The sequence below is a fragment of the Serratia sp. TSA_105.2 genome (assembly GCF_052692115.1).
In genome coordinates this window covers 176,483-195,656 of the sequence record NZ_JBQZFT010000001.1, presented here as the reverse complement: position 1 = coordinate 195,656, position 19,174 = coordinate 176,483, and the positions used below count along the sequence as shown (strand labels likewise).

General features: G+C 60.5%; 14 protein-coding genes. 6 read left to right on the top strand and 8 right to left on the bottom strand.

What is annotated here, in order from left to right; all coding sequences use genetic code 11:
• Positions 1-137 precede the first annotated feature (137 nt).
• Together arcB and ACUTSC_RS00820 are read right to left on the bottom strand one after the other, a co-directional pair.
• Positions 138-2,477 (bottom strand): aerobic respiration two-component sensor histidine kinase ArcB, encoded by a 2,340-nt coding sequence (gene arcB / locus ACUTSC_RS00825; protein ID WP_197767533.1) that lies wholly within the window; start codon positions 2,475-2,477, stop codon positions 138-140.
• A gap of 92 nt (positions 2,478-2,569) precedes the next feature.
• Positions 2,570-3,508: a TIGR01212 family radical SAM protein gene (locus ACUTSC_RS00820; protein WP_197767534.1), complete on the bottom strand. Its 939-nt coding sequence runs from the start codon at positions 3,506-3,508 to the stop codon at positions 2,570-2,572.
• A 691-nt stretch (positions 3,509-4,199) separates the two neighbouring features.
• On the opposite strand from ACUTSC_RS00820, the gene gltB reads away from it, so the two are divergent.
• From gltB to ACUTSC_RS00805, 3 genes are all read left to right on the top strand, one after another.
• Positions 4,200-8,660 carry a glutamate synthase large subunit gene (gene gltB, locus ACUTSC_RS00815; protein ID WP_445653031.1) on the top strand — a complete coding sequence of 1,487 codons (4,461 nt, stop codon included), beginning with the start codon at positions 4,200-4,202 and terminating at the stop codon, positions 8,658-8,660.
• Between the two features lie 14 nt (positions 8,661-8,674).
• Complete coding sequence (locus tag ACUTSC_RS00810) at positions 8,675-10,093, top strand: glutamate synthase small subunit (protein ID WP_063988608.1); 1,419 nt, start codon at positions 8,675-8,677, stop codon at positions 10,091-10,093.
• 164 nt (positions 10,094-10,257) lie between these two features.
• Positions 10,258-10,737 carry a hypothetical protein gene (locus ACUTSC_RS00805; protein WP_445653030.1) on the top strand — a complete coding sequence of 160 codons (480 nt, stop codon included), beginning with the start codon at positions 10,258-10,260 and terminating at the stop codon, positions 10,735-10,737.
• A gap of 63 nt (positions 10,738-10,800) precedes the next feature.
• Here ACUTSC_RS00805 and sspB read toward each other — a convergent pair whose 3' ends face one another.
• The 5 genes from sspB to zapE all read right to left on the bottom strand — a co-directional run bounded on the left by sspB (position 10,801) and on the right by zapE (position 14,502).
• A complete protein-coding gene (sspB, locus tag ACUTSC_RS00800; RefSeq protein WP_004937084.1) occupies positions 10,801-11,301 on the bottom strand; it encodes a ClpXP protease specificity-enhancing factor in 501 nt (166 codons plus the stop codon).
• A gap of 5 nt (positions 11,302-11,306) precedes the next feature.
• A complete protein-coding gene (gene sspA, locus ACUTSC_RS00795) occupies positions 11,307-11,948 on the bottom strand; it encodes a stringent starvation protein SspA (RefSeq protein WP_063988752.1) in 642 nt (213 codons plus the stop codon).
• Positions 11,949-12,273: 325 nt separating this feature from the next.
• A complete protein-coding gene (rpsI, locus tag ACUTSC_RS00790; RefSeq protein WP_004937080.1) occupies positions 12,274-12,666 on the bottom strand; it encodes a 30S ribosomal protein S9 in 393 nt (130 codons plus the stop codon).
• 15 nt (positions 12,667-12,681) lie between these two features.
• Complete coding sequence (gene rplM, locus ACUTSC_RS00785; RefSeq protein ID WP_004937079.1) at positions 12,682-13,110, bottom strand: 50S ribosomal protein L13; 429 nt, start codon at positions 13,108-13,110, stop codon at positions 12,682-12,684.
• A 264-nt stretch (positions 13,111-13,374) separates the two neighbouring features.
• Positions 13,375-14,502: a cell division protein ZapE gene (gene zapE, locus ACUTSC_RS00780; protein ID WP_060424675.1), complete on the bottom strand. Its 1,128-nt coding sequence runs from the start codon at positions 14,500-14,502 to the stop codon at positions 13,375-13,377.
• A 231-nt stretch (positions 14,503-14,733) separates the two neighbouring features.
• On the opposite strand from zapE, the gene zapG reads away from it, so the two are divergent.
• The 3 genes from zapG to degS all read left to right on the top strand — a co-directional run bounded on the left by zapG (position 14,734) and on the right by degS (position 17,834).
• Positions 14,734-15,135: a Z-ring associated protein ZapG gene (gene zapG / locus ACUTSC_RS00775; protein WP_004937074.1), complete on the top strand. Its 402-nt coding sequence runs from the start codon at positions 14,734-14,736 to the stop codon at positions 15,133-15,135.
• 181 nt (positions 15,136-15,316) lie between these two features.
• Entirely contained in the window at positions 15,317-16,687 is a 1,371-nt protein-coding gene (gene degQ / locus ACUTSC_RS00770) for a serine endoprotease DegQ (protein WP_063988604.1), read from the top strand.
• 88 nt (positions 16,688-16,775) lie between these two features.
• A complete protein-coding gene (gene degS / locus ACUTSC_RS00765) occupies positions 16,776-17,834 on the top strand; it encodes an outer membrane-stress sensor serine endopeptidase DegS (RefSeq protein WP_063988603.1) in 1,059 nt (352 codons plus the stop codon).
• 74 nt (positions 17,835-17,908) lie between these two features.
• On the opposite strand, the gene murA is transcribed toward degS, so the two are convergent.
• Positions 17,909-19,168, bottom strand: coding sequence for a UDP-N-acetylglucosamine 1-carboxyvinyltransferase (murA, locus tag ACUTSC_RS00760; protein WP_004937068.1), 1,260 nt, complete (start codon positions 19,166-19,168; stop codon positions 17,909-17,911).
• Positions 19,169-19,174: the final 6 nt, after the last annotated feature.

The following is a 19,174-nucleotide window of genomic DNA, read 5'->3' as shown; positions in this document are numbered from 1 at the left end:
ACATTTGCTATGTTGTTGGCTGTATGATGTTTAGGAATTCGCAACAACCTGCTCGACCAGAACACTGAAACCAATACGCAGGTTCACAATTTCCCTGGTGTTGGCGCAATATTCGCGCACCCCGGCTTAGGTCGGGGTCATTTTTTTTCAGCGTTCTCTACCCAAGCCCGCAGTACCTGCACGTCGTTGCGCCACTCTTGCTTCAACTCATCCACCCAATCCTGCACGTTATCCCACCAGGCCGGCAGCGTCGGTGTTTGAATCTGTTGCGCCAGCTGCTGCAGGTGACGCAGACCGACCGAACCGGCGGCGCCTTTGATCTTGTGCCCTTCCTCGGTGATGCCTTTCTGATCGCGCGCCGTCATGTTGGAGTCCAGCACCGCCAGGTAGCCCGGCATCATCTGTTCGAACATCTCCAGGCTTTGGTGGATCAGCTGCGGGCCAACCAGGTCCATGTACTGTTCCAGCATCGCGGTATCGAGTAACGACTCATTAATCTGCATCGCCTTGTGCTCCGTTTTCTTTGAAGTGTGAGAAGGTTGATGATCCCAATAGTGTTTGATGACCTGGGTCAACGCCGGCACCGACAGCGGCTTGCTCAGCACATCGTCCATGCCCGCCTCGAGGTACTCTTTTTTGTCTTTCAGCACGTTGGCGGTCAGGGCCACCAGCGGCGGCAGCGCCTGCCCGGCGTAACGTTCGCGCAGCGCCCGGGCGATGTCCAGCCCGGTCATGTCCGGCAGCTGGATGTCCAGCAGCACCAGATCGAACTCGTCCGGGTCGAACATCGCCAGCGCGTCGTGGCCGTTCATCGCCACCTCGACGCTGTTGCCCAATTTCTCCAGCACCGAGCGCGCCACGATCACGTTCAGTTCGATATCCTCCACCAGCAGGATGTGCAGCGCCGGCAACGGCAGCTCCTCTTCCTCCGGTGCCGCGCTGGCGGCTTCCTGCACCGCCGGCGCCTGGATGGTCAGAGTGAAGCAAGAACCGTGCCCCTGTTCGCTGCGCACGGTGATGTCACCGCCCATGCTCTGCGCCAGCCGCTTGGAGACCGCCAGCCCGATGCCGGTGCCGGTAGCCGGGCGGCCACCGCGCTGATCTTTCACCTGGTAATACATGGCGAAGATCTTGTCCTGCTCGTCCTGCGGGATGCCCATGCCCGAATCTTCCACCTCGAACACCAGCTTCTCCTGCGCCTCGCGCCGCACGCGCACCACGATTTGCCCCCGCTGGGTGAATTTCACCGCGTTGCCGATCAGGTTCCACAAAATCTGCCGCAGGCGCGTGCCGTCGGTCACGATCTGCTGCGGCAGCGGCGTCTGCGGCTCCATGATGAACTGCAGTCCTTTCGGCTGCGCCAGCAGGCCGGAGAGGTTCTCCAGATCCGCCAGGAAGCCGGTGAAGTCCACCGGCTGGTTGTCGAGCTGCACCTTGCGCCGCTCGAGCTTATCCATTTCGATAATGTCGTTGAAGATATTGCCGAGGGTGATGGCGCTGACGTGAATGGTCTTCAGGTATTTCAGCTGCTCGTCGTTCAGCTCGGTATCGAGCAGGATGCGGCTCAGGCCGACGATGCCGTTAAGCGGCGTACGCAGCTCGTGGCTGATCGTGGAGATAAAGGTGGTCTTCTCCCTGCTGGCGTTCTCCAGCGCGTCCTGGTAGCGCTTACGCTCGGTAATATCGCGGCCGAAGCCCATCAGCCCGTGGCGTTTGCCCACCCGGTCGTAAAACGGCACCTTGCGCAGCTCGAAACAGGCCTTGCGGCCGTCGGGATACACCAGCCACTGTTCGTAGGTCAGCGAGACGTTGTGGCGGAACACCTTCTCGTCGGTCTCAATGACCTTTTCGGCGATCTCCTGGCCGTAGACGTCGAACGGCGTCAGGCCGATCAGCTGCTTCTCGCTCTTGCCGGTCAGCAGCTCCATCGCGCGGTTGCAGCCGGAAAATTCTTTGTCTTCGTTGCGGTAATAGACCAGATCCGGCGAGGCATCGAGGAAGGAACGCAGCAGCGCCGATTGCTGGCCCAGCTCAATCTGCGCCAGTTCACGCTGTTCCATCTCTTCCGTCAGTTTCTCCATCACCTGCAGGCGCTCTTCTTCCGCCTTGATACGGTCGGCGATCTCCTGGTTCAGTTGGCTGATATTGTCCTTAAGCTGCTGATTGAGCTCCAGATCGCGGTGGCGCATCTCCTCCAGCTTGTCCACCAGCCGCGCCAGCCGCTGGCGCGACTCCTCCAGCTGCTCCACCACTACCGAGAGGAAGTAGACCGCCCACGGGGTGATCAACAGGCCGAAGAAGATCGAACGCACCACGTCGATGCTTTCCACTTCGCCGCGCAGCAGCATGGTCACCGCCATCTGCACCACCATCGCCAGCACCACCAGCGCCGAGGCCAGCAGCAGCGAGAAGCGCACCAACCCCAGTTTCACCATTAAATCGACGTAGTACTGGGCCAACACCCGGATTTGCTTCATAGCGGCTCCCATCAGACACAATCTTTTGAATCATACCGTAAAACAGCGGTGAGATAAGGCGGCAAACGCCGAAGTGTGGCAAAGATTGCACTTCAGAGCGGCATTCCGGGGCGGTAGCGCAGCTTTTCATCCAGCGCGCTGCCCTGCCCGCCGTATTGCTGCAGATAAGCGCCCACCGCCTGCATGCCGAGCCAGCGGTTTTCGCACCACAGCGGCGCCAGCAGCGTGGGCCGACGGGCACTGGCGGACAGGCGGTGATACACCACCTCGCCAGGCGTGTGGCGGATCATCTCCCCGGCGCTGGCGGCGTAGTCCTCCAGCGCCAGTTCGGACAAACGCCCGGCTCGCCACGCGCGGGCCAGGGTACTGCCGGTAACGACGTGCAGCGGATGTAGCTTGATGCCATCCACGCCGGACTCCACCACCCGCTGCAGCGTGAGCAGATGATCGCGCTGGGTTTCTCCCGGCAGCCCGACGATCAGATGGCAACACACCTTCAGCCCGCGCTGCCGAGCCCGTTGCGCGGTCTGCTGATAGCAGTGGAAATCATGGCCGCGGTTGATGCGTTTGAGCGTTTTGTCGTGCGCCGTCTGCAGCCCCAGTTCCAACCACACTTCGTACCCCTGTTCGCGATACCCCGTCAGCAGATCCAATGCGGCGGGCGGCACGCAGTCCGGCCGAGTGCCGACGCACAGGCCGACCATCGCACTCTGCGCCAACGCCTGCCGATACATCGACGCCAGCAGTTCGACCTCCGCATAGGTGCTGGTATAGGCCTGGAAATAGGCCAGATAGCGCCGCGCCCGGTCAACCCGCGCGGCCTGCTGCACCAGCTGTTCGGCGATACTTTGCCGTTGCATCGCCTCATCGGCGAACGAAGCGACGTTGCAAAACGTACAGCCGCCGCGCCCCAACGTGCCGTCACGGTTAGGGCAGCTGAACCCGCCATGCAGCGTGAGTTTATGGATCTTTTCGCCATAGCGGCGCTGGAGATCTGCGCCAAACATATTGACTAATTGCGGCAACTGCATAATCTTGGTGATTCTCTGTGTTCAAAGCCGCGATGCTAATAAGAAACGGCTTTTTCCGCGATGACAGAGATCAACGCTTTCCCCGCAAGGCGCCACCAGGCATAACTATTCATCATAAACGCAAATCAATTCACTATAATTCTGATGAATTATTCTAATCGTCGCGCAACCGTTAACGGCAATATGACAATGCGGTGAAAAACAGTGACAAACATCAACAAAGAAATATCTTATAGAATAAAATTCTGCCATTAACCCCCGCACTAGCATGGTGCAGAGATTAAGGGGTTGCACTATAGTGAGACAGCTCACACTTCTGTGGGGATCGGCGTTGCCCCACGATAGTGCAAAAATGCATTAAACATCTTATTTTTCAAATAAATAGACATCATCAATTCGATAAGAATCTATCTTAAGCCCACATTTGACCTGCGAATTCTTTCTCGCTAAGTTGGAAGTCCGCTGGAAGCTTTCTGGACGGGCAAACGTCTCGTCATATTTATGCAGTAATTGAAGACTCCCTCTTAAAACAAGTCCTATACCACTTGTGAGACCGTCACGAGAGGCCATTGATGGAGGGCGGAAAAGCAGATTGGCGGGGTTAACTTGCTGATTGGACTTCTGCCTGAAATTGGGAAGCCCCCTCGCAGTAGGTTGTGAGAGTCACGCAGAGCCTGGGGAGGTTCACGATATGTTGTACGATAAATCCCAAGAGAGGGACAACTGTGGTTTCGGCCTGATCGCCCACATAGAAGGCGAACCTAGCCACAAGGTGGTGCGCACCGCCATTCACGCGCTGGCCCGCATGCAGCACCGCGGCGCGATCCTGGCCGACGGCAAGACCGGCGACGGCTGCGGCCTGTTGCTGCAAAAACCCGATCGCTTCTTCCGCATGGTGGCGGAAGAGCGCGGCTGGCGTTTGGCCAAGAACTACGCCGTCGGCATGATGTTCCTCAGCCAGAATGAGGAGGAAGCGCGCCTCAGCCGCCGCATCGTGGAAGAAGAGCTGCAAAACGAAACGCTGTCGATCGTCGGCTGGCGTGAAGTGCCGACCAACCCGGACGTGCTGGGTGAAATCGCCCTCTCCTCCCTGCCGCGCATCGAGCAAATCTTCGTTAACGCCCCGGCCGGCTGGCGCCCGCGCGATATGGAGCGCCGCCTGTTCGTAGCGCGCCGCCGCATCGAGAAACGCGTGCAGGACAACAGTTTCTACGTCTGCAGCTTCTCCAACCTGGTGACGATCTATAAAGGCCTGTGCATGCCTGCGGATCTGCCGCGCTTCTATCTCGATCTGGCGGACCTGCGCCTGGAGTCGGCCATTTGCCTGTTCCATCAGCGCTTCTCCACCAACACCGTGCCGCGCTGGCCGCTGGCGCAGCCGTTCCGCTACCTGGCGCACAACGGCGAAATCAACACCATCACGGGCAACCGCCAGTGGGCGCGTGCCCGTACTTACAAATTCCAAACGCCGCTGATCCCGGATCTTCAGGCCGCCGCGCCGTTCGTCAACGAAACCGGCTCCGACTCCAGCTCGCTGGACAACATGCTGGAGCTGCTGCTGGCGGGCGGGATGGATCTCATTCGCGCCATGCGTCTGCTGGTGCCGCCGGCCTGGCAGAATAACCCGGACATGGACGGCGATCTGCGCGCCTTCTTCGACTTCAACTCGATGCACATGGAGCCGTGGGACGGCCCGGCCGGCATCGTGATGTCCGACGGCCGCTACGCCGCTTGTAACCTCGATCGCAACGGCCTGCGCCCGGCGCGCTATGTCATCACCAAAGACAAGCTGATCACCTGCGCCTCCGAAGTCGGCATCTGGGATTACCAGCCGGACGAAGTGGTGGAAAAAGGCCGCGTCGGCCCCGGCGAGCTGATGGTGATCGACACCCGCAGCGGCCGCATTCTGCACTCGGCGGAAACCGACAACGATCTGAAAAGCCGCCACCCGTATAAAGAGTGGATGGAGAAAAACGTCAAACGTCTGGTGCCATTCGAAGATCTGCCGGACGATCAGGTCGGCAGCCGCGAGCTCGACGACGCGCAGCTCGAGACCTATCAGAAACAGTTCGGCTACAGCAGCGAAGAGCTGGATCAGGTAATCCGCGTACTGGGCGAGATTGGCCAGGAAGCCACCGGTTCGATGGGCGACGATACCCCGTTCGCCGTGCTCTCCAGCCGGCCGCGCATCGTTTACGACTATTTCCGCCAGCAGTTCGCGCAGGTCACCAACCCGCCGATCGATCCGCTGCGCGAAGCGCACGTCATGTCGCTGGCCACCAGCATCGGCCGTGAAATGAACGTATTCTGCGAAGCCGAAGGCCAGGCGCACCGCCTGAGCTTCAAATCGCCGATCCTGCTGTACTCCGATTTCAAACAGCTCACCACGCTGGAAGGCGAATACTATCGCGCCGAGACGCTCGATCTGACCTTCGATCCGCAGCAGCAGGATCTGGAGCAAACCATTCGCGCCCTGTGCGACGAAGCGGAACGCAAGGTGCGCGAAGGCGCGGTGCTGTTGGTGTTGTCCGACCGCGCCATCACGCCCGGCCGCCTGCCGGTACCGGCCCCGATGGCGGTGGGCGCCGTGCAAACCCGCCTGGTAGAGAAAAGCCTGCGCTGCGACGCCAACCTGATCGTTGAAACCGCCAGCGCCCGCGATCCGCACCACTTCGCCGTGCTGCTCGGTTTCGGCGCGACCGCCATCTACCCGTACCTGGCCTATGAAACCCTGGCCAAGCTGGTGGACAGCCAGGCGATCGACAAGAAATACCGCGACGTGATGCTGAACTACCGCAACGGCATCAATAAAGGCCTGTATAAGATCATGTCCAAAATGGGCATATCGACCATCGCCTCTTACCGCTGCTCCAAGCTGTTCGAAGCGGTCGGCCTGCATCGCGATCTGGCGGATCTGTGCTTCCAGGGCGTGGTCAGCCGCATCGGCGGCGCCAGCTTCAGCGATTTCCAGCAGGATCTGCAGAATCTCTCCAAGCGCGCCTGGTTGAAACGCAAACCGCTGGAGCAAGGCGGCCTGCTGAAGTTCGTGCACGGCGGCGAATACCACGCCTACAACCCGGACGTGGTGAACTCGCTGCAAAAAGCGGTGCACAGCGGGGAATACAGCGACTATCAGGCCTACGCCAAGCTGGTGAACGAGCGGCCGGTCGCCATGCTGCGCGATCTGCTGGCCATCACGCCGAAAGGCGAACCGATCCCGGTCGATCAGGTTGAACCGGCGGAGTCGCTGTTCAAACGCTTCGACACCGCGGCGATGTCGATCGGCGCACTGAGCCCGGAAGCGCACGAATCGCTGGCGATCGCCATGAACGGCCTCGGCGGCTTCTCCAACTCCGGCGAAGGCGGCGAAGATCCGGCGCGCTATCGCACCAACAAGGTGTCGCGCATCAAACAGGTGGCCTCCGGCCGCTTCGGCGTGACGCCGGCCTACCTGGTGAACGCCGACGTGATCCAGATTAAGGTGGCGCAGGGCGCCAAGCCGGGCGAAGGCGGCCAGCTGCCGGGCGATAAAGTCACTCCGTACATCGCCAGACTGCGTTACTCGGTGCCGGGCGTGACCCTGATCTCCCCGCCGCCGCACCACGACATCTACTCGATCGAAGATCTGGCGCAGCTGATCTTCGACCTGAAGCAGGTCAACCCGAATGCGGTGATCTCGGTGAAACTGGTGTCCGAGCCGGGCGTCGGCACCATCGCCACCGGCGTGGCGAAAGCCTATGCCGATCTGATCACCATCGCCGGTTACGACGGCGGCACCGGCGCCAGCCCGCTGTCTTCGGTGAAATACGCCGGCTGTCCGTGGGAACTGGGCCTGGTGGAAACCCAGCAGGCGCTGGTGGCCAACGGCCTGCGCCACAAGATCCGCCTGCAGGTGGACGGCGGCCTGAAAACCGGCGTGGACATCGTCAAGGCGGCGATCCTGGGCGCGGAAAGCTTCGGCTTCGGCACCGGGCCGATGGTGGCGCTGGGCTGTAAATACCTGCGCATCTGCCACCTCAACAACTGCGCGACCGGCGTCGCGACTCAGGACGACAAGCTGCGTCGCGATCACTACCACGGCCTGCCGGAACGCGTGACGAATTACTTCCAGTTTATCGCGCGTGAAACCCGCGAGATCATGGCGCAGCTGGGCGTGAGCCAACTGGTGGATCTGATCGGCCGCACCGAGTTCCTGACCGAGCTGGACGGCATCTCGGCCAAGCAGAACAAGCTGGATCTGTCGCCGCTGCTGAAAACCGCCACACCGCATCCGGGCAAAGCGGTGTACTGCACCGAAAGCAGCAACCCGGCGTTCGACAAGGGCCTGCTGAACAAAGAGCTGCTGGCTCAGGCGCAACCGTATATCGAAGCGAAGCAGGGTAAAACCTTCTACTTCGACATTCGCAACACCGACCGCTCCGTGGGCGCCATGCTGTCCGGCGCTATCGCCGACGTGCACGGCGATCAGGGCATGGCAGCCGATCCGATCAAGGCGCACTTCTCCGGCACAGCCGGGCAGAGCTTCGGCGTCTGGAACGCCGGCGGCGTCGAGCTGACCCTGACCGGCGACGCCAACGACTATGTCGGCAAAGGCATGGCCGGCGGCAGCATCGCGGTGCGTCCGCCGATCGGCTCCGCCTTCCGCAGCCATGAAGCCAGCATCGTCGGCAACACCTGCCTATACGGCGCCACTGGCGGCAAGCTGTTCGCCTCCGGCCGCGCGGGCGAACGCTTCGCGGTGCGCAACTCCGGCGCCATCACCGTGGTGGAAGGCATCGGCGACAACGGCTGCGAATACATGACCGGCGGCATCGTCTGCGTGCTGGGTAAAACCGGCATCAACTTCGGCGCCGGCATGACCGGCGGCTTCGCCTACGTGCTGGACGAAGACGGCGAGTTCCGCAAGCGCGTGAACCCGGAACTGGTGGAAGTGCTGGATGTCGATCAGTTGGCGATCCACGAGGAGCACCTGCGCGGCCTGATCACCGAACACGTGCAGGCGACCGGCTCTTCCCGCGCGGAAGAGATCCTGGCCAACTGGCCGGAGTGGGCGCCGAAGTTCGCCCTGGTCAAACCGAAGTCCAGCGATGTCAAAGCGCTGTTGGGTCACCGTAGCCGTTCCGCAGCCGAGCTGCGGGTGCAGGCGCAGTAAGAGGTAGGTCATTAATGAGCCAGAACGTTTATCAATTTATCGACCTGCAGCGTGTTGATCCGCCAAAGAAACCGCTGAAGATCCGCAAAATCGAGTTCGTCGAGATCTACGAACCGTTTTCGGAAACCCAGGCCAAGGCCCAGGCTGACCGCTGTCTGTCCTGCGGCAACCCGTATTGCGAGTGGAAGTGCCCGGTGCACAACTACATCCCGAACTGGCTGAAGCTGGCCAACGAAGGCCGCATCATGGAAGCGGCGGACCTGGCGCATCAGACCAACAGCCTGCCGGAAGTGTGCGGCCGCGTGTGCCCGCAGGATCGCCTGTGCGAAGGCTCCTGCACCCTGAACGACGAGTTCGGCGCGGTCACCATCGGCAATATCGAGCGCTACATCAGCGATAAGGCTATCGAAATGGGCTGGAAGCCGGACATGTCGCACGTGCAGCCGACCGGCAAGCGCGTGGCGATCGTCGGTGCCGGCCCTGCCGGGCTGGCCTGCGCCGACGTGCTGACCCGCAACGGCGTCAAAGCGGTGGTGTATGACCGTCATCCCGAGATCGGCGGCCTGCTGACCTTCGGTATCCCGGCGTTCAAGCTGGAAAAGGAAGTGATGGTCAAACGCCGCGGCATTTTCAGCGAGATGGGCATCGAGTTCCAGCTGAACACCGAAGTGGGCAAAGACGTCAGCATGGAGACCTTGCTGAGCGAGTACGATGCGGTGTTTCTCGGCGTCGGCACCTATCAGTCGATGCGCGGTGGCCTGGAGAACGAGGAGGCGCAGGGCGTGTACGACGCGCTGCCGTTCCTGATCGCCAACACCAAGCAGCTGATGGGGTATGAAACCGAGCAGCACGAGCCTTACGTCAGCATGGAGGGCAAGCGCGTGGTGGTGCTGGGCGGCGGCGATACCGCCATGGACTGCGTGCGTACCTCGGTGCGCCAGGGCGCGACGCAGGTCATCTGCGCCTACCGCCGCGACGAAGCCAACATGCCGGGCTCCAAGCGCGAAGTGAAGAACGCCCGGGAAGAAGGTGTAGACTTCCAGTTTAACCTGCAACCGCTGAGCATCGAACTGAACAGCGCCGGCCGCGTGGCCGGGGTGAAAATGGTGCGTACTCAGCTGGGTGCGCCGGATGCCAACGGCCGTCAGGCGGCGGAGCAGGTGCCGGGTTCCGAACACGTGATCGACGCCGACGCGGTGGTGATGGCGTTCGGCTTCCGCCCACACCGTATGGACTGGCTGGCGGCGCACGACGTGCAGCTCGATAAACAGGGCCGGATCCTGGCGCCGGAAGGCAGCGACAACGCGTTCCAGACCAGTAACCCGAAAATCTTCGCCGGTGGCGACGCGGTGCGCGGCTCAGACCTGGTGGTGACGGCGATCGCCGAAGGCCGCAAGGCGGCAGACGGCATCATGAACTACCTGGAAGTGTAAACTTTCCGTACCGCCAGAGGCCCGGCACGTTGCCGGGCCTCTGTTTTAGCCTGCCACGCTTTGTAACAACCTCCCCTCTCCTCACCGTCTCAACGCGCTATAGTATTGAGTTAGCACCATTGCGGGGCGCGGCTGCGCCTGACACCGAGATAAGGATAGCGAACATGAAATGCTCCATTTCCCTGTTGGCCGGCGCACTGCTGGCCGTCAGTTTCAGCGCTTCGGCCATGGCGCTGGATTCGCAGGAGGTCGGTTACAATATCGAAGCACGCGGCGCGCGGCCGGTCGTGACTCAGTTAGGCAAGGCCGGGCAGTTCAACGCCGTGGAAAACAGCATCAGGCTGGGGGACGACAGCTGGATTGCCCTGGCGCCCAAGCTGGCCGGCGGCGGCAATGCCGGCTTTACCGCCGGCATCAAATCGGCCCTCTCCGCCGCCCTGATCTACAATCCGGCGGCGGTGTTGCAGGCGCTCAACAAAGGCAACGATCTGCCGCTCAATGACATTTGCACCGCGCCGCCGGAAGTGCAAGGCGACACCGCCATCACCAGTTTCCGCCAGCGCGCAACGCGCGCCTTGTCCACCGTGCGCGTTGGCGATCTCAGCGCGCCGCGCGATGCCTGCATCGCCGCTTTGAAAGGCTGATCCGCCTCTGCCGGGCAAAAAAAAAGCACCCCCTGGGGTGCTTTTTCGTTTGTTCGCGCGGGGTTATTTCACCACGCGCAGCGCCGGGCGGCCACCGCGCGGCGGCTGCGGCGGCTCGTCGTCCGGGCCGTTATCTTCTGCGGTATCCGGGCGATCGCCGTCGATCACCGACATCAGGGTTTCCGAAGGGATCGTCTCATTGTCCAGACCTTCGAACACGCCTTCACTTTCGTCGTAGGCGGCTTCCGGTTCGAACATCGTGCCGGCGCCGTTTTCACGCGCATAGATCGCCAGCACGGCGGCCATCGGCACCGAAACCTGACGCGGCACGCCGCCGAAACGCGCGTTAAACTGCACGTCTTCGTTGCCCAACGCCAGGTTGCCTACCGCACGCGGCGCGATATTCAGCACGATCTGGCCGTCACGCGCGAACTCCATCGGCACCTGCACGTCCGGGCGAGTCACATCGACCACCAGGTGCGGCGTCAGTTGGTTATCCAGCAGCCAGTCGTAGAACGCCCGCAGCAGATACGGGCGACGCGGCGTCATCTGAGACATGTCCATCGCGCTTAGCCCCGGGTTTGCAGGCGCATTTCACGCTCGGCTTCGGTCAAGGAAGCCAGGAAAGCGTCGCGTTCGAAGACGCGGGTCATGTAGCCCTTCAGCTCTTTGGAACCGGCGCCGCTCAATTCGATGCCCAGCTGCGACAGACGCCACAACAGCGGTGCCAGGTAGCAATCCACCAGGCTGAACTCTTCACTCATGAAATACGGCGTCTGACCGAAGATAGGCGCGATCGCCAACAGCTCCTCACGCAGCTGGCGACGGGCAGATTCCGCTTCCTGACCGCTGCTCTTCTCGATCTTGTCCATCAGCGAGTACCAGTTCTTCTCGATGCGCAGCATCATCAGACGGCTCTCGCCACGGGCAACCGGGTAAACCGGCATCAGCGGCGGGTGCGGGAAACGCTCATCCAGGTATTCCATGATGATGCGGGATTCATACAGGGTCAGTTCGCGATCGACCAGCGTAGGCACCGTCTGGTAAGGGTTGAGGTCAATCAGATCTTGCGGCAGGTTATCCATTTCGACCTGCTCGATCTCGACGCTGACACCTTTCTCCGCCAGTACGATACGTACTTGATGGCTAAAAATGTCGGTCGGGCCAGAGAACAGCGTCATTACCGAACGTTTGTTGGCAGCGACAGCCATGAAAACCTCCAAGTTATCTAGAAAATACTGCGAATAGCCAACTGACAGGCTGCTATCCTGAATAATCTTGCCGCAGGCCGGCAGCACGCAGCGCGACCCGAGCCCATGAAAAACCGGCCCAGGAGGTCAACTGCACGGCGAACAGGCGCAAAAGTGGGTGATAGTTTACCAGATTTTGCTTGTTTTGTGGGGGCGGTGCGGCGAATTCATGTTGAATTGTCTGATCTGCCACAGATTTTAGTCGGGGACGGCGGATTTCAGGCATAAAAAAACCCGGTGAAGCACCGGGTTTTTTGCGTAAATCGCACTGCCGAAGCAGCGAAAATTAACGCTTGGAGAACTGCGGACGACGACGTGCTTTACGCAGGCCGACTTTCTTACGTTCAACCTGACGAGCGTCACGGGTGACGAAGCCAGCTTTACGCAGTTCAGAACGCAGAGTCTCATCGTACTCCATCAGTGCACGGGTGATACCGTGACGGATAGCGCCAGCTTGACCGGAGATACCACCACCTTTAACGGTGATGTACAGGTCCAGTTTGCCAACCATGTCGACCAGCTCCAGCGGCTGACGAACTACCATGCGGGCAGTTTCGCGACCGAAGTACTGTTCCAGGCTGCGCTGGTTGATAACGATGTTACCGTTGCCCGGCTTGATGAAGACGCGAGCGGCGGAGCTTTTGCGGCGACCAGTGCCGTAGTATTGATTTTCAGCCATTGCCATTAATCCCGATTAAATGTCCAGAACTTGCGGTTGCTGTGCCGCGTGATTGTGCTCGGTGCCCGCGTAAACTTTCAGTTTACGGAACATAGCACGACCCAGCGGGCCCTTTGGCAGCATGCCTTTAACCGCGATTTCAATCACGCGCTCAGGACGGCGGGCAATCATCTCTTCAAAGGTCGCTTGCTTGATACCACCGATGTGGCCGGTGTGGTGGTAGTACACTTTGTCTGTACGCTTGTTGCCGGTTACAGCAACTTTGTCAGCGTTCAGAACGATGATGTAATCACCGGTATCCACGTGCGGGGTGTATTCCGCTTTATGCTTGCCGCGCAGGCGACGAGCCAGTTCAGTAGCGAGACGGCCTAAAGTTTTACCATCTGCATCAACAACGTACCAGTCGCGTTTTACGGTTTCTGGTTTAGCTGTAAAAGTTTTCATTAGAAAGCTTACCCAATAATTAGTTACACGTTGGTGAACACCCAAACGCTCGAAAACAGTTGAGGCTCACACGACCATACAAGTCCAGCAAACCTACCCCTTCGAATAGCCATTGCCGGCACTATAAAGTTTTTGGGAAAAAAAACTTTGTTGTAACGTGGGGTCGCAAGATTATAGAGAAGTCGCTCACAAAGATCGAACGGTTTTTGAATGGAAAATAAATTTATCGCCGGCGGCAGGCAACCGGCGATAGGCCCGGCGGACTCAGGGCAGATGCGGCAGCTTGAGGTACTCTTCGCTCTGCATTTCCTGCAGGCGCGACAGGCAACGCTGGTACTCGAACTTCAGCCGCTCCCCCTGGTAGATCTCGAACATCGACGCCTCGGCGCCGATCACCAGCTTGACGTGTCGCTCGTAGAATTCGTCCACCAGCGCCAGGAAACGGCGCGCGGTATTCTCTTTCAGCGGCCCCATCACCTGCACATTATACAGGATCACGCTGTGATACAGCCGCGACAGCGCAATGTAGTCCAGCTGGCTGCGCGCCTCTTCGCACAGCGTGTGGAAATCCACCGCCAACACGCCGTCCACCGAACGGATCGCCTGCAGCGGCCGATGGTTGATCTGCAGCACTGGCGCATCCTCCCCCGCCTTGCCCGCCAGCTTGACGAACATCCGATCCAGGGTCGCGCGCGTCTGGTCGTTCAGCGGCGTCAGGTAGAGGTGCGCCTGGGTCAGGGTGCGCAGACGATAGTCGATGCCGGCGTCGACGTTCATCACGTCGCAGTACTCATTGATCAGATCGATAGCCGGCAGGAAACGCGCCCGCTGCAGGCCGTTGCGGTACAGATCGTCCGGCGGGATGTTCGACGTGGCCACCAGCGTGATGCCGCGGGCGAACAGCGCCTGCAGCAGCGTGGCCAGCAGCATGGCGTCGGTGATGTCGGACACGAAGAATTCGTCGAAGCACAGTACGTCGGTTTCGGCCTTGAAGCCGTCGGCGACGATTTCCAGCGGATTTTCCCGCCCCTGCAGTTCGGTCAGCTCTTCATGCACCCGCAGCATGAAGCGGTGGAAGTGCAGACGCATTTTGCGATCGCCGGGCAGGCTGTGGAAGAACATGTCCATCAGCCAGGTTTTGCCGCGCCCGACGCCGCCCCACATATACAGCCCCTGCACCGGGCGCTGCGGCGCCGTTTCGCCGCCCTTGCCCAGCAAACGGCTGAGCTTGCCGCGCAGCCCGCCGGCCGGCGCGCTCGCCGCGGGCTTTTGCAGCAGAGCCTGATAAATGCGATCCAGCTGAGCGACGGCCCGGCGTTGAACCTCATCGGCCTGGTATTCCCCCGCGTCCAGCGCCTGCTGGTAGCGAGATAACGGTGATAGTGCCTGCATCTGTTCGATGTTCCCTAAGAACGCTTAGAAATTATTTAGCCAACGTTGGCGGCAAGTTGATGCCGATTCGCATCGTTATCGCCACAAATGCCCGCTGCGAGCGCCGCTGAAAACCCTGTAAAAATTAGGTGGAAGCGCATCAGGATTCCACTCGGACAAGGTTAACGGTTATAGTGGATATTATTAAGTGAAAAATCCCTGCGGAACAACGAAGTCAAAATAGGAGTCATCATGACCTGGGAGTATGCGCTGATTGGTTTGGTCGTCGGTATCGTGATTGGTGCGGTGGCGATGCGTTTTGGCAACCGTAAATTACGTCAACAACAAGTCCTGCAGAACGAGCTGGACAAGAGCAAAACCGAGCTGGAAGAGTACCGCCAGGAGCTGGTCGGCCACTTCGCCCGCAGCGCCGAGCTGCTGGACAACATGGCTCGCGACTATCGCCAGCTGTATCAGCACATGGCGAAAAGCTCCAACAACCTGCTGCCGGATCTGCCGATGCAGGAGAACCCGTTCCGCTATCGCCTGACCGAAGCGGAAGCGGACAACGATCAGGCGCCGGTGGAAATGCCGCGCGACTATTCTGAAGGGGCCTCCGGCCTGCTGCGCGGCCAAAGCGCACGCCGCGACTGATATCCCTTCTTCACCCGCGGGGCCACCCGCGGGTTTATTCCCTCTTTGTGCCTTATTGACCTTCCTTCGCATTACCTTTACTGAACTTTGCACGCAAATTCACGGTCTTACCCTTCACTATGACAAGGTGATTGCCTTATCATCAAATTTTCATCGGCAGGTATTGAGAGAGTTATCATCAATGAAGAAAAAGTCTTTAATTCTTAGTGCATTGGCAATGAGCCTCGGCCTGGCGCTCAGCGCCGTACCGGTGGCCAACGCGGCCCTGCCCGTTGCCGTTCAGGGGCAGCCGCTGCCGAGCCTGGCGCCGATGTTGGAAAAAGTCTTGCCCGCCGTAGTGAGCGTGCATGTCGCAGGCACCCAGGTGCAGCGTCAACAGCTGCCGGAAGAGTTCAGACGCTTCTTCGGCCCCAATTTCCCCGGCCAACAGCAGAGCTCCCGCCCGTTTGAAGGGCTGGGTTCCGGCGTCATCATCGATGCCGCCAAAGGCTACGTGCTGACCAACAATCACGTCATCAACAACGCCGATAAAATCCGCGTGCAGTTGAACGACGGCCGCGAACTGGACGCCAAGCTGGTCGGCCGCGATGAACAATCCGACATCGCCCTGCTGCAACTCAGCGACACCAAAAACCTGACCGCCATCAAGATGGCCGATTCCGACCAGCTGCGCGTCGGCGACTTCGCCGTGGCGGTCGGCAACCCGTTTGGCCTGGGCCAAACCGCCACCTCCGGCATCATCTCGGCGCTGGGCCGCACCGGCCTGAATCTGGAAGGGCTGGAAAACTTCATTCAGACCGACGCCTCGATCAACCGCGGCAACTCCGGCGGCGCATTGGTTAACCTGAACGGCGAACTGATCGGCATCAATACCGCCATTTTGGCGCCGAGCGGCGGCAACGTCGGCATCGGCTTCGCCATTCCGAGCAATATGGCGCAGAACCTGAGCCAGCAGCTGATCGAATTCGGCGAAGTGAAACGCGGCCTGCTCGGCATCAAGGGCAGCGAAATGACCCCTGACATGGCCAAAGCCTTCAACACCGACGCGCAGCGCGGCGCCTTCGTCAGCGAAGTGCTGCCGAAATCCGCCGCCGCCAAGGCCGGCATCAAAGCCGGGGATATTCTGGTTTCCGTCGACGGCAAGCCGGTGAACAGCTTCGCCGAGCTGCGCGCCAAGGTCGGCACCACCGCACCGGGCAAAACCCTCAAAGTGGGCCTGCTGCGCGATGGCAAACCGCAGGAAGTCTCGGTCACGCTGGACAACAGCGAGAGCGCCTCGACCAACGCCGAAACGCTGTCGCCGGCGCTGCAGGGGGTTTCCCTCAGCAATGGCGCACTGCCGACTGGCGACAAGGGCGTGAAGGTGGAGAACGTGGATAAAGGCTCGACGGCGGCGCAGATCGGCCTGCAAAAAGGCGACGTGATCATCGGCGTCAACCGCCAGCGCGTGGACAGCATCACCGCGCTGCGCAAGGTGCTGGAAGCCAAACCACCGGTGATGGCGCTCAATATCGTGCGCGGTAACGAAACCATTTATCTGCTGCTGCGTTAATTTGTGCAAAAACCGGGCTCGGTGACATACTGCGCCCGGTTAACTCATGCTATCCTCCGAACATCGTTCACCACACCACGAAAACTCCATGTTTGCTAAGCTCTTGCGTTCCGTCGTTATCGGTCTCATCGTTGCCGGCCTGCTGTTGGTCGCCCTGCCCATGCTGCGCTCTTCCAACGGCCTGTTTGCAGAGAAAACCGAGAATACCAGCGACGAAACACCGGTGAGCTACAACAAGGCGGTGCGCCGCGCCGCCCCCGCCGTGGTGAACATCTACAACCGCAATCTGAATGGCGCCACCAACGTGCTGTCGCTCGGTTCCGGCGTGATCATGAACGAACGCGGTTATATCATCACCAACCGCCACGTGATCAAAGACGCCCAGCAGATCACCGTGGTGTTGCAGGATGGCCGCCGCTACGAAGCGCTGCTGGTCGGCTCCGACGGCCTGACCGATTTGGCGGTGCTGAAGATCGATCCCGGCAACCTGCCGGTGATCCCGACCAACAAAAACCGCGTTGCCCACGTCGGCGACGTAGTGCTGGCGATCGGCAACCCGTATAACCTGGGGCAAACCGTGACTCAGGGTATCCTCAGCGCCACCGGGCGCATCAGTATGAGCACCACCGGCCGGCAGACGTTCCTGCAGACCGACGCCTCAATCAACCGCGGCAACTCCGGCGGCGCGCTGGTCAACTCGCTGGGCGAGCTGATCGGCATCAATACCCTGACCTATGACAAAATCACCGATGGCGAAACGCCGGAAGGCCTCGGCTTCGCCATTCCGATCGAACTGGCCACCAAAATCATGGACAAGCTGATCCGCGACGGCCGCGTGATCCGCGGCTATTTCGGCATTCAGGGCAAGGAGATTATTCCGCTGCGCTCGTCCAACTCCGGCATCGATCGCCTGCAGGGCATCATCGTGACCGAAATTACGCCGAACGGCCCGGCGAGCAGCGCCGGTTTCCAGATCAACGACATCATCATCAACGTGGATAACAAACCGGCGGTGTCCGTGCTGGAGACCATGGACCAGGTGGCGGAGATCAGGCCGGGCACCGAGATACCGGTCATCGTGCTGCGCGACGGCAAGCGTATTACGTTGAAAATGACGGTGGGTGAATTCCCGGAAGACAGCAATTAAAAAAAAAGGGCCGGCATTAATAGCCGGCCCTTTGATTTTCATCCTGCCGACGCAGCCGCGCCGGCGCTAATCACTTACTCGCCTTTCACACGCTCGATGTTCGCACCCAACGCGCGCAGCTTGTCTTCAATACGCTCATAGCCGCGATCGATGTGGTAGATGCGATCGACGACGGTCACGCCGTCGGCGATGCAGCCGGCGATCACCAGGCTGGCGGAAGCGCGCAGATCGGTCGCCATCACCTGAGCGCCGGACAGCTGCTCAACGCCGTGGCAGATTACGGTGTTGCTCTCAATTTCCGCGTGCGCGCCCATGCGGATCAGTTCCGGCACGTGCATGAAGCGGTTTTCGAAGATGGTCTCGGTGATGACGCCGGTGCCTTCCGCCACCAGGTTCAGCAGGCTGAACTGGGCCTGCATGTCGGTCGGGAAGCCCGGATGCGGCGCGGTACGCACGGTGACCGCTTTCGGGCGTTTGCCGTGCATGTCCAGGCTGATCCAGTCTTCGCCCACTTCGATATCGGCACCGGCTTCGCGCAGCTTGGCCAGCACCGCATCCAGCGTATCCGGACGGGTGTTGCGGCACATCACTTTACCACCGGAAACTGCGGCGGCGATCAGGAAGGTGCCGGTCTCGATGCGGTCAGGCAGCACGCGATACACGCCGCCGCCCAGACGCTCGACGCCCTCGATGGTGATTTTGTCGCTACCGGCGCCGCTGATCTTCGCGCCCAGCGTGTTGAGGAAGTTGGCGGTATCGACAATTTCCGGCTCACGCGCGGCGTTCTCGATAACGGTGGTGCCGGTCGCCAGAGTCGCGGCGCTCATGATGGTTACGGTCGCGCCCACGCTCACCTTGTCCATGACGATGTGCGCGCCCTTCAGGCGGCCCTCGACGGACGCCTTGACGTAACCTTCTTCCAGCTTGATCTCGGCACCCAGCTGCTCCAGGCCGGTGATGTGCAGATCGACCGGACGCGCGCCGATCGCGCAGCCGCCCGGCAGGGAAACCTGACCGCGGCCGAAACGCGCCACCAGCGGCCCCAGCGCCCAGATGGATGCGCGCATGGTTTTCACCAGATCGTAAGGGGCACAGAACTCGTTCACGCCGCTGGCGTCCACGAAGACCGAACCGTTGCGCTCAATCTTGGTACCCAACTGGTTGAGTAGTTTAATGGTGGTGTCGATGTCCTTCAGCTTGGGGACATTCTGCAGCTCGACCGGCTCTTCCGCCAACAGGGCGGCGAACAGGATCGGCAGGGCGGCGTTTTTGGCCCCGGAAATAGACACTTCACCGCTCAGGCGGGTCCGACCCTGCACACGAAATTTATCCATCTGACT

Coding starts and splice junctions, on each gene's coding strand:
- arcB (WP_197767533.1), bottom strand. CDS start 2,477: ATGAAGCAAATCCGGGTGTTGGCCCAGTACTACGTCGATTTAATGGTG.
- ACUTSC_RS00820 (WP_197767534.1), bottom strand. CDS start 3,508: ATGCAGTTGCCGCAATTAGTCAATATGTTTGGCGCAGATCTCCAGCGC.
- gltB (WP_445653031.1), top strand. CDS start 4,200: ATGTTGTACGATAAATCCCAAGAGAGGGACAACTGTGGTTTCGGCCTG.
- ACUTSC_RS00810 (WP_063988608.1), top strand. CDS start 8,675: ATGAGCCAGAACGTTTATCAATTTATCGACCTGCAGCGTGTTGATCCG.
- ACUTSC_RS00805 (WP_445653030.1), top strand. CDS start 10,258: ATGAAATGCTCCATTTCCCTGTTGGCCGGCGCACTGCTGGCCGTCAGT.
- sspB (WP_004937084.1), bottom strand. CDS start 11,301: ATGGACATGTCTCAGATGACGCCGCGTCGCCCGTATCTGCTGCGGGCG.
- sspA (WP_063988752.1), bottom strand. CDS start 11,948: ATGGCTGTCGCTGCCAACAAACGTTCGGTAATGACGCTGTTCTCTGGC.
- rpsI (WP_004937080.1), bottom strand. CDS start 12,666: ATGGCTGAAAATCAATACTACGGCACTGGTCGCCGCAAAAGCTCCGCC.
- rplM (WP_004937079.1), bottom strand. CDS start 13,110: ATGAAAACTTTTACAGCTAAACCAGAAACCGTAAAACGCGACTGGTAC.
- zapE (WP_060424675.1), bottom strand. CDS start 14,502: ATGCAGGCACTATCACCGTTATCTCGCTACCAGCAGGCGCTGGACGCG.
- zapG (WP_004937074.1), top strand. CDS start 14,734: ATGACCTGGGAGTATGCGCTGATTGGTTTGGTCGTCGGTATCGTGATT.
- degQ (WP_063988604.1), top strand. CDS start 15,317: ATGAAGAAAAAGTCTTTAATTCTTAGTGCATTGGCAATGAGCCTCGGC.
- degS (WP_063988603.1), top strand. CDS start 16,776: ATGTTTGCTAAGCTCTTGCGTTCCGTCGTTATCGGTCTCATCGTTGCC.
- murA (WP_004937068.1), bottom strand. CDS start 19,168: ATGGATAAATTTCGTGTGCAGGGTCGGACCCGCCTGAGCGGTGAAGTG.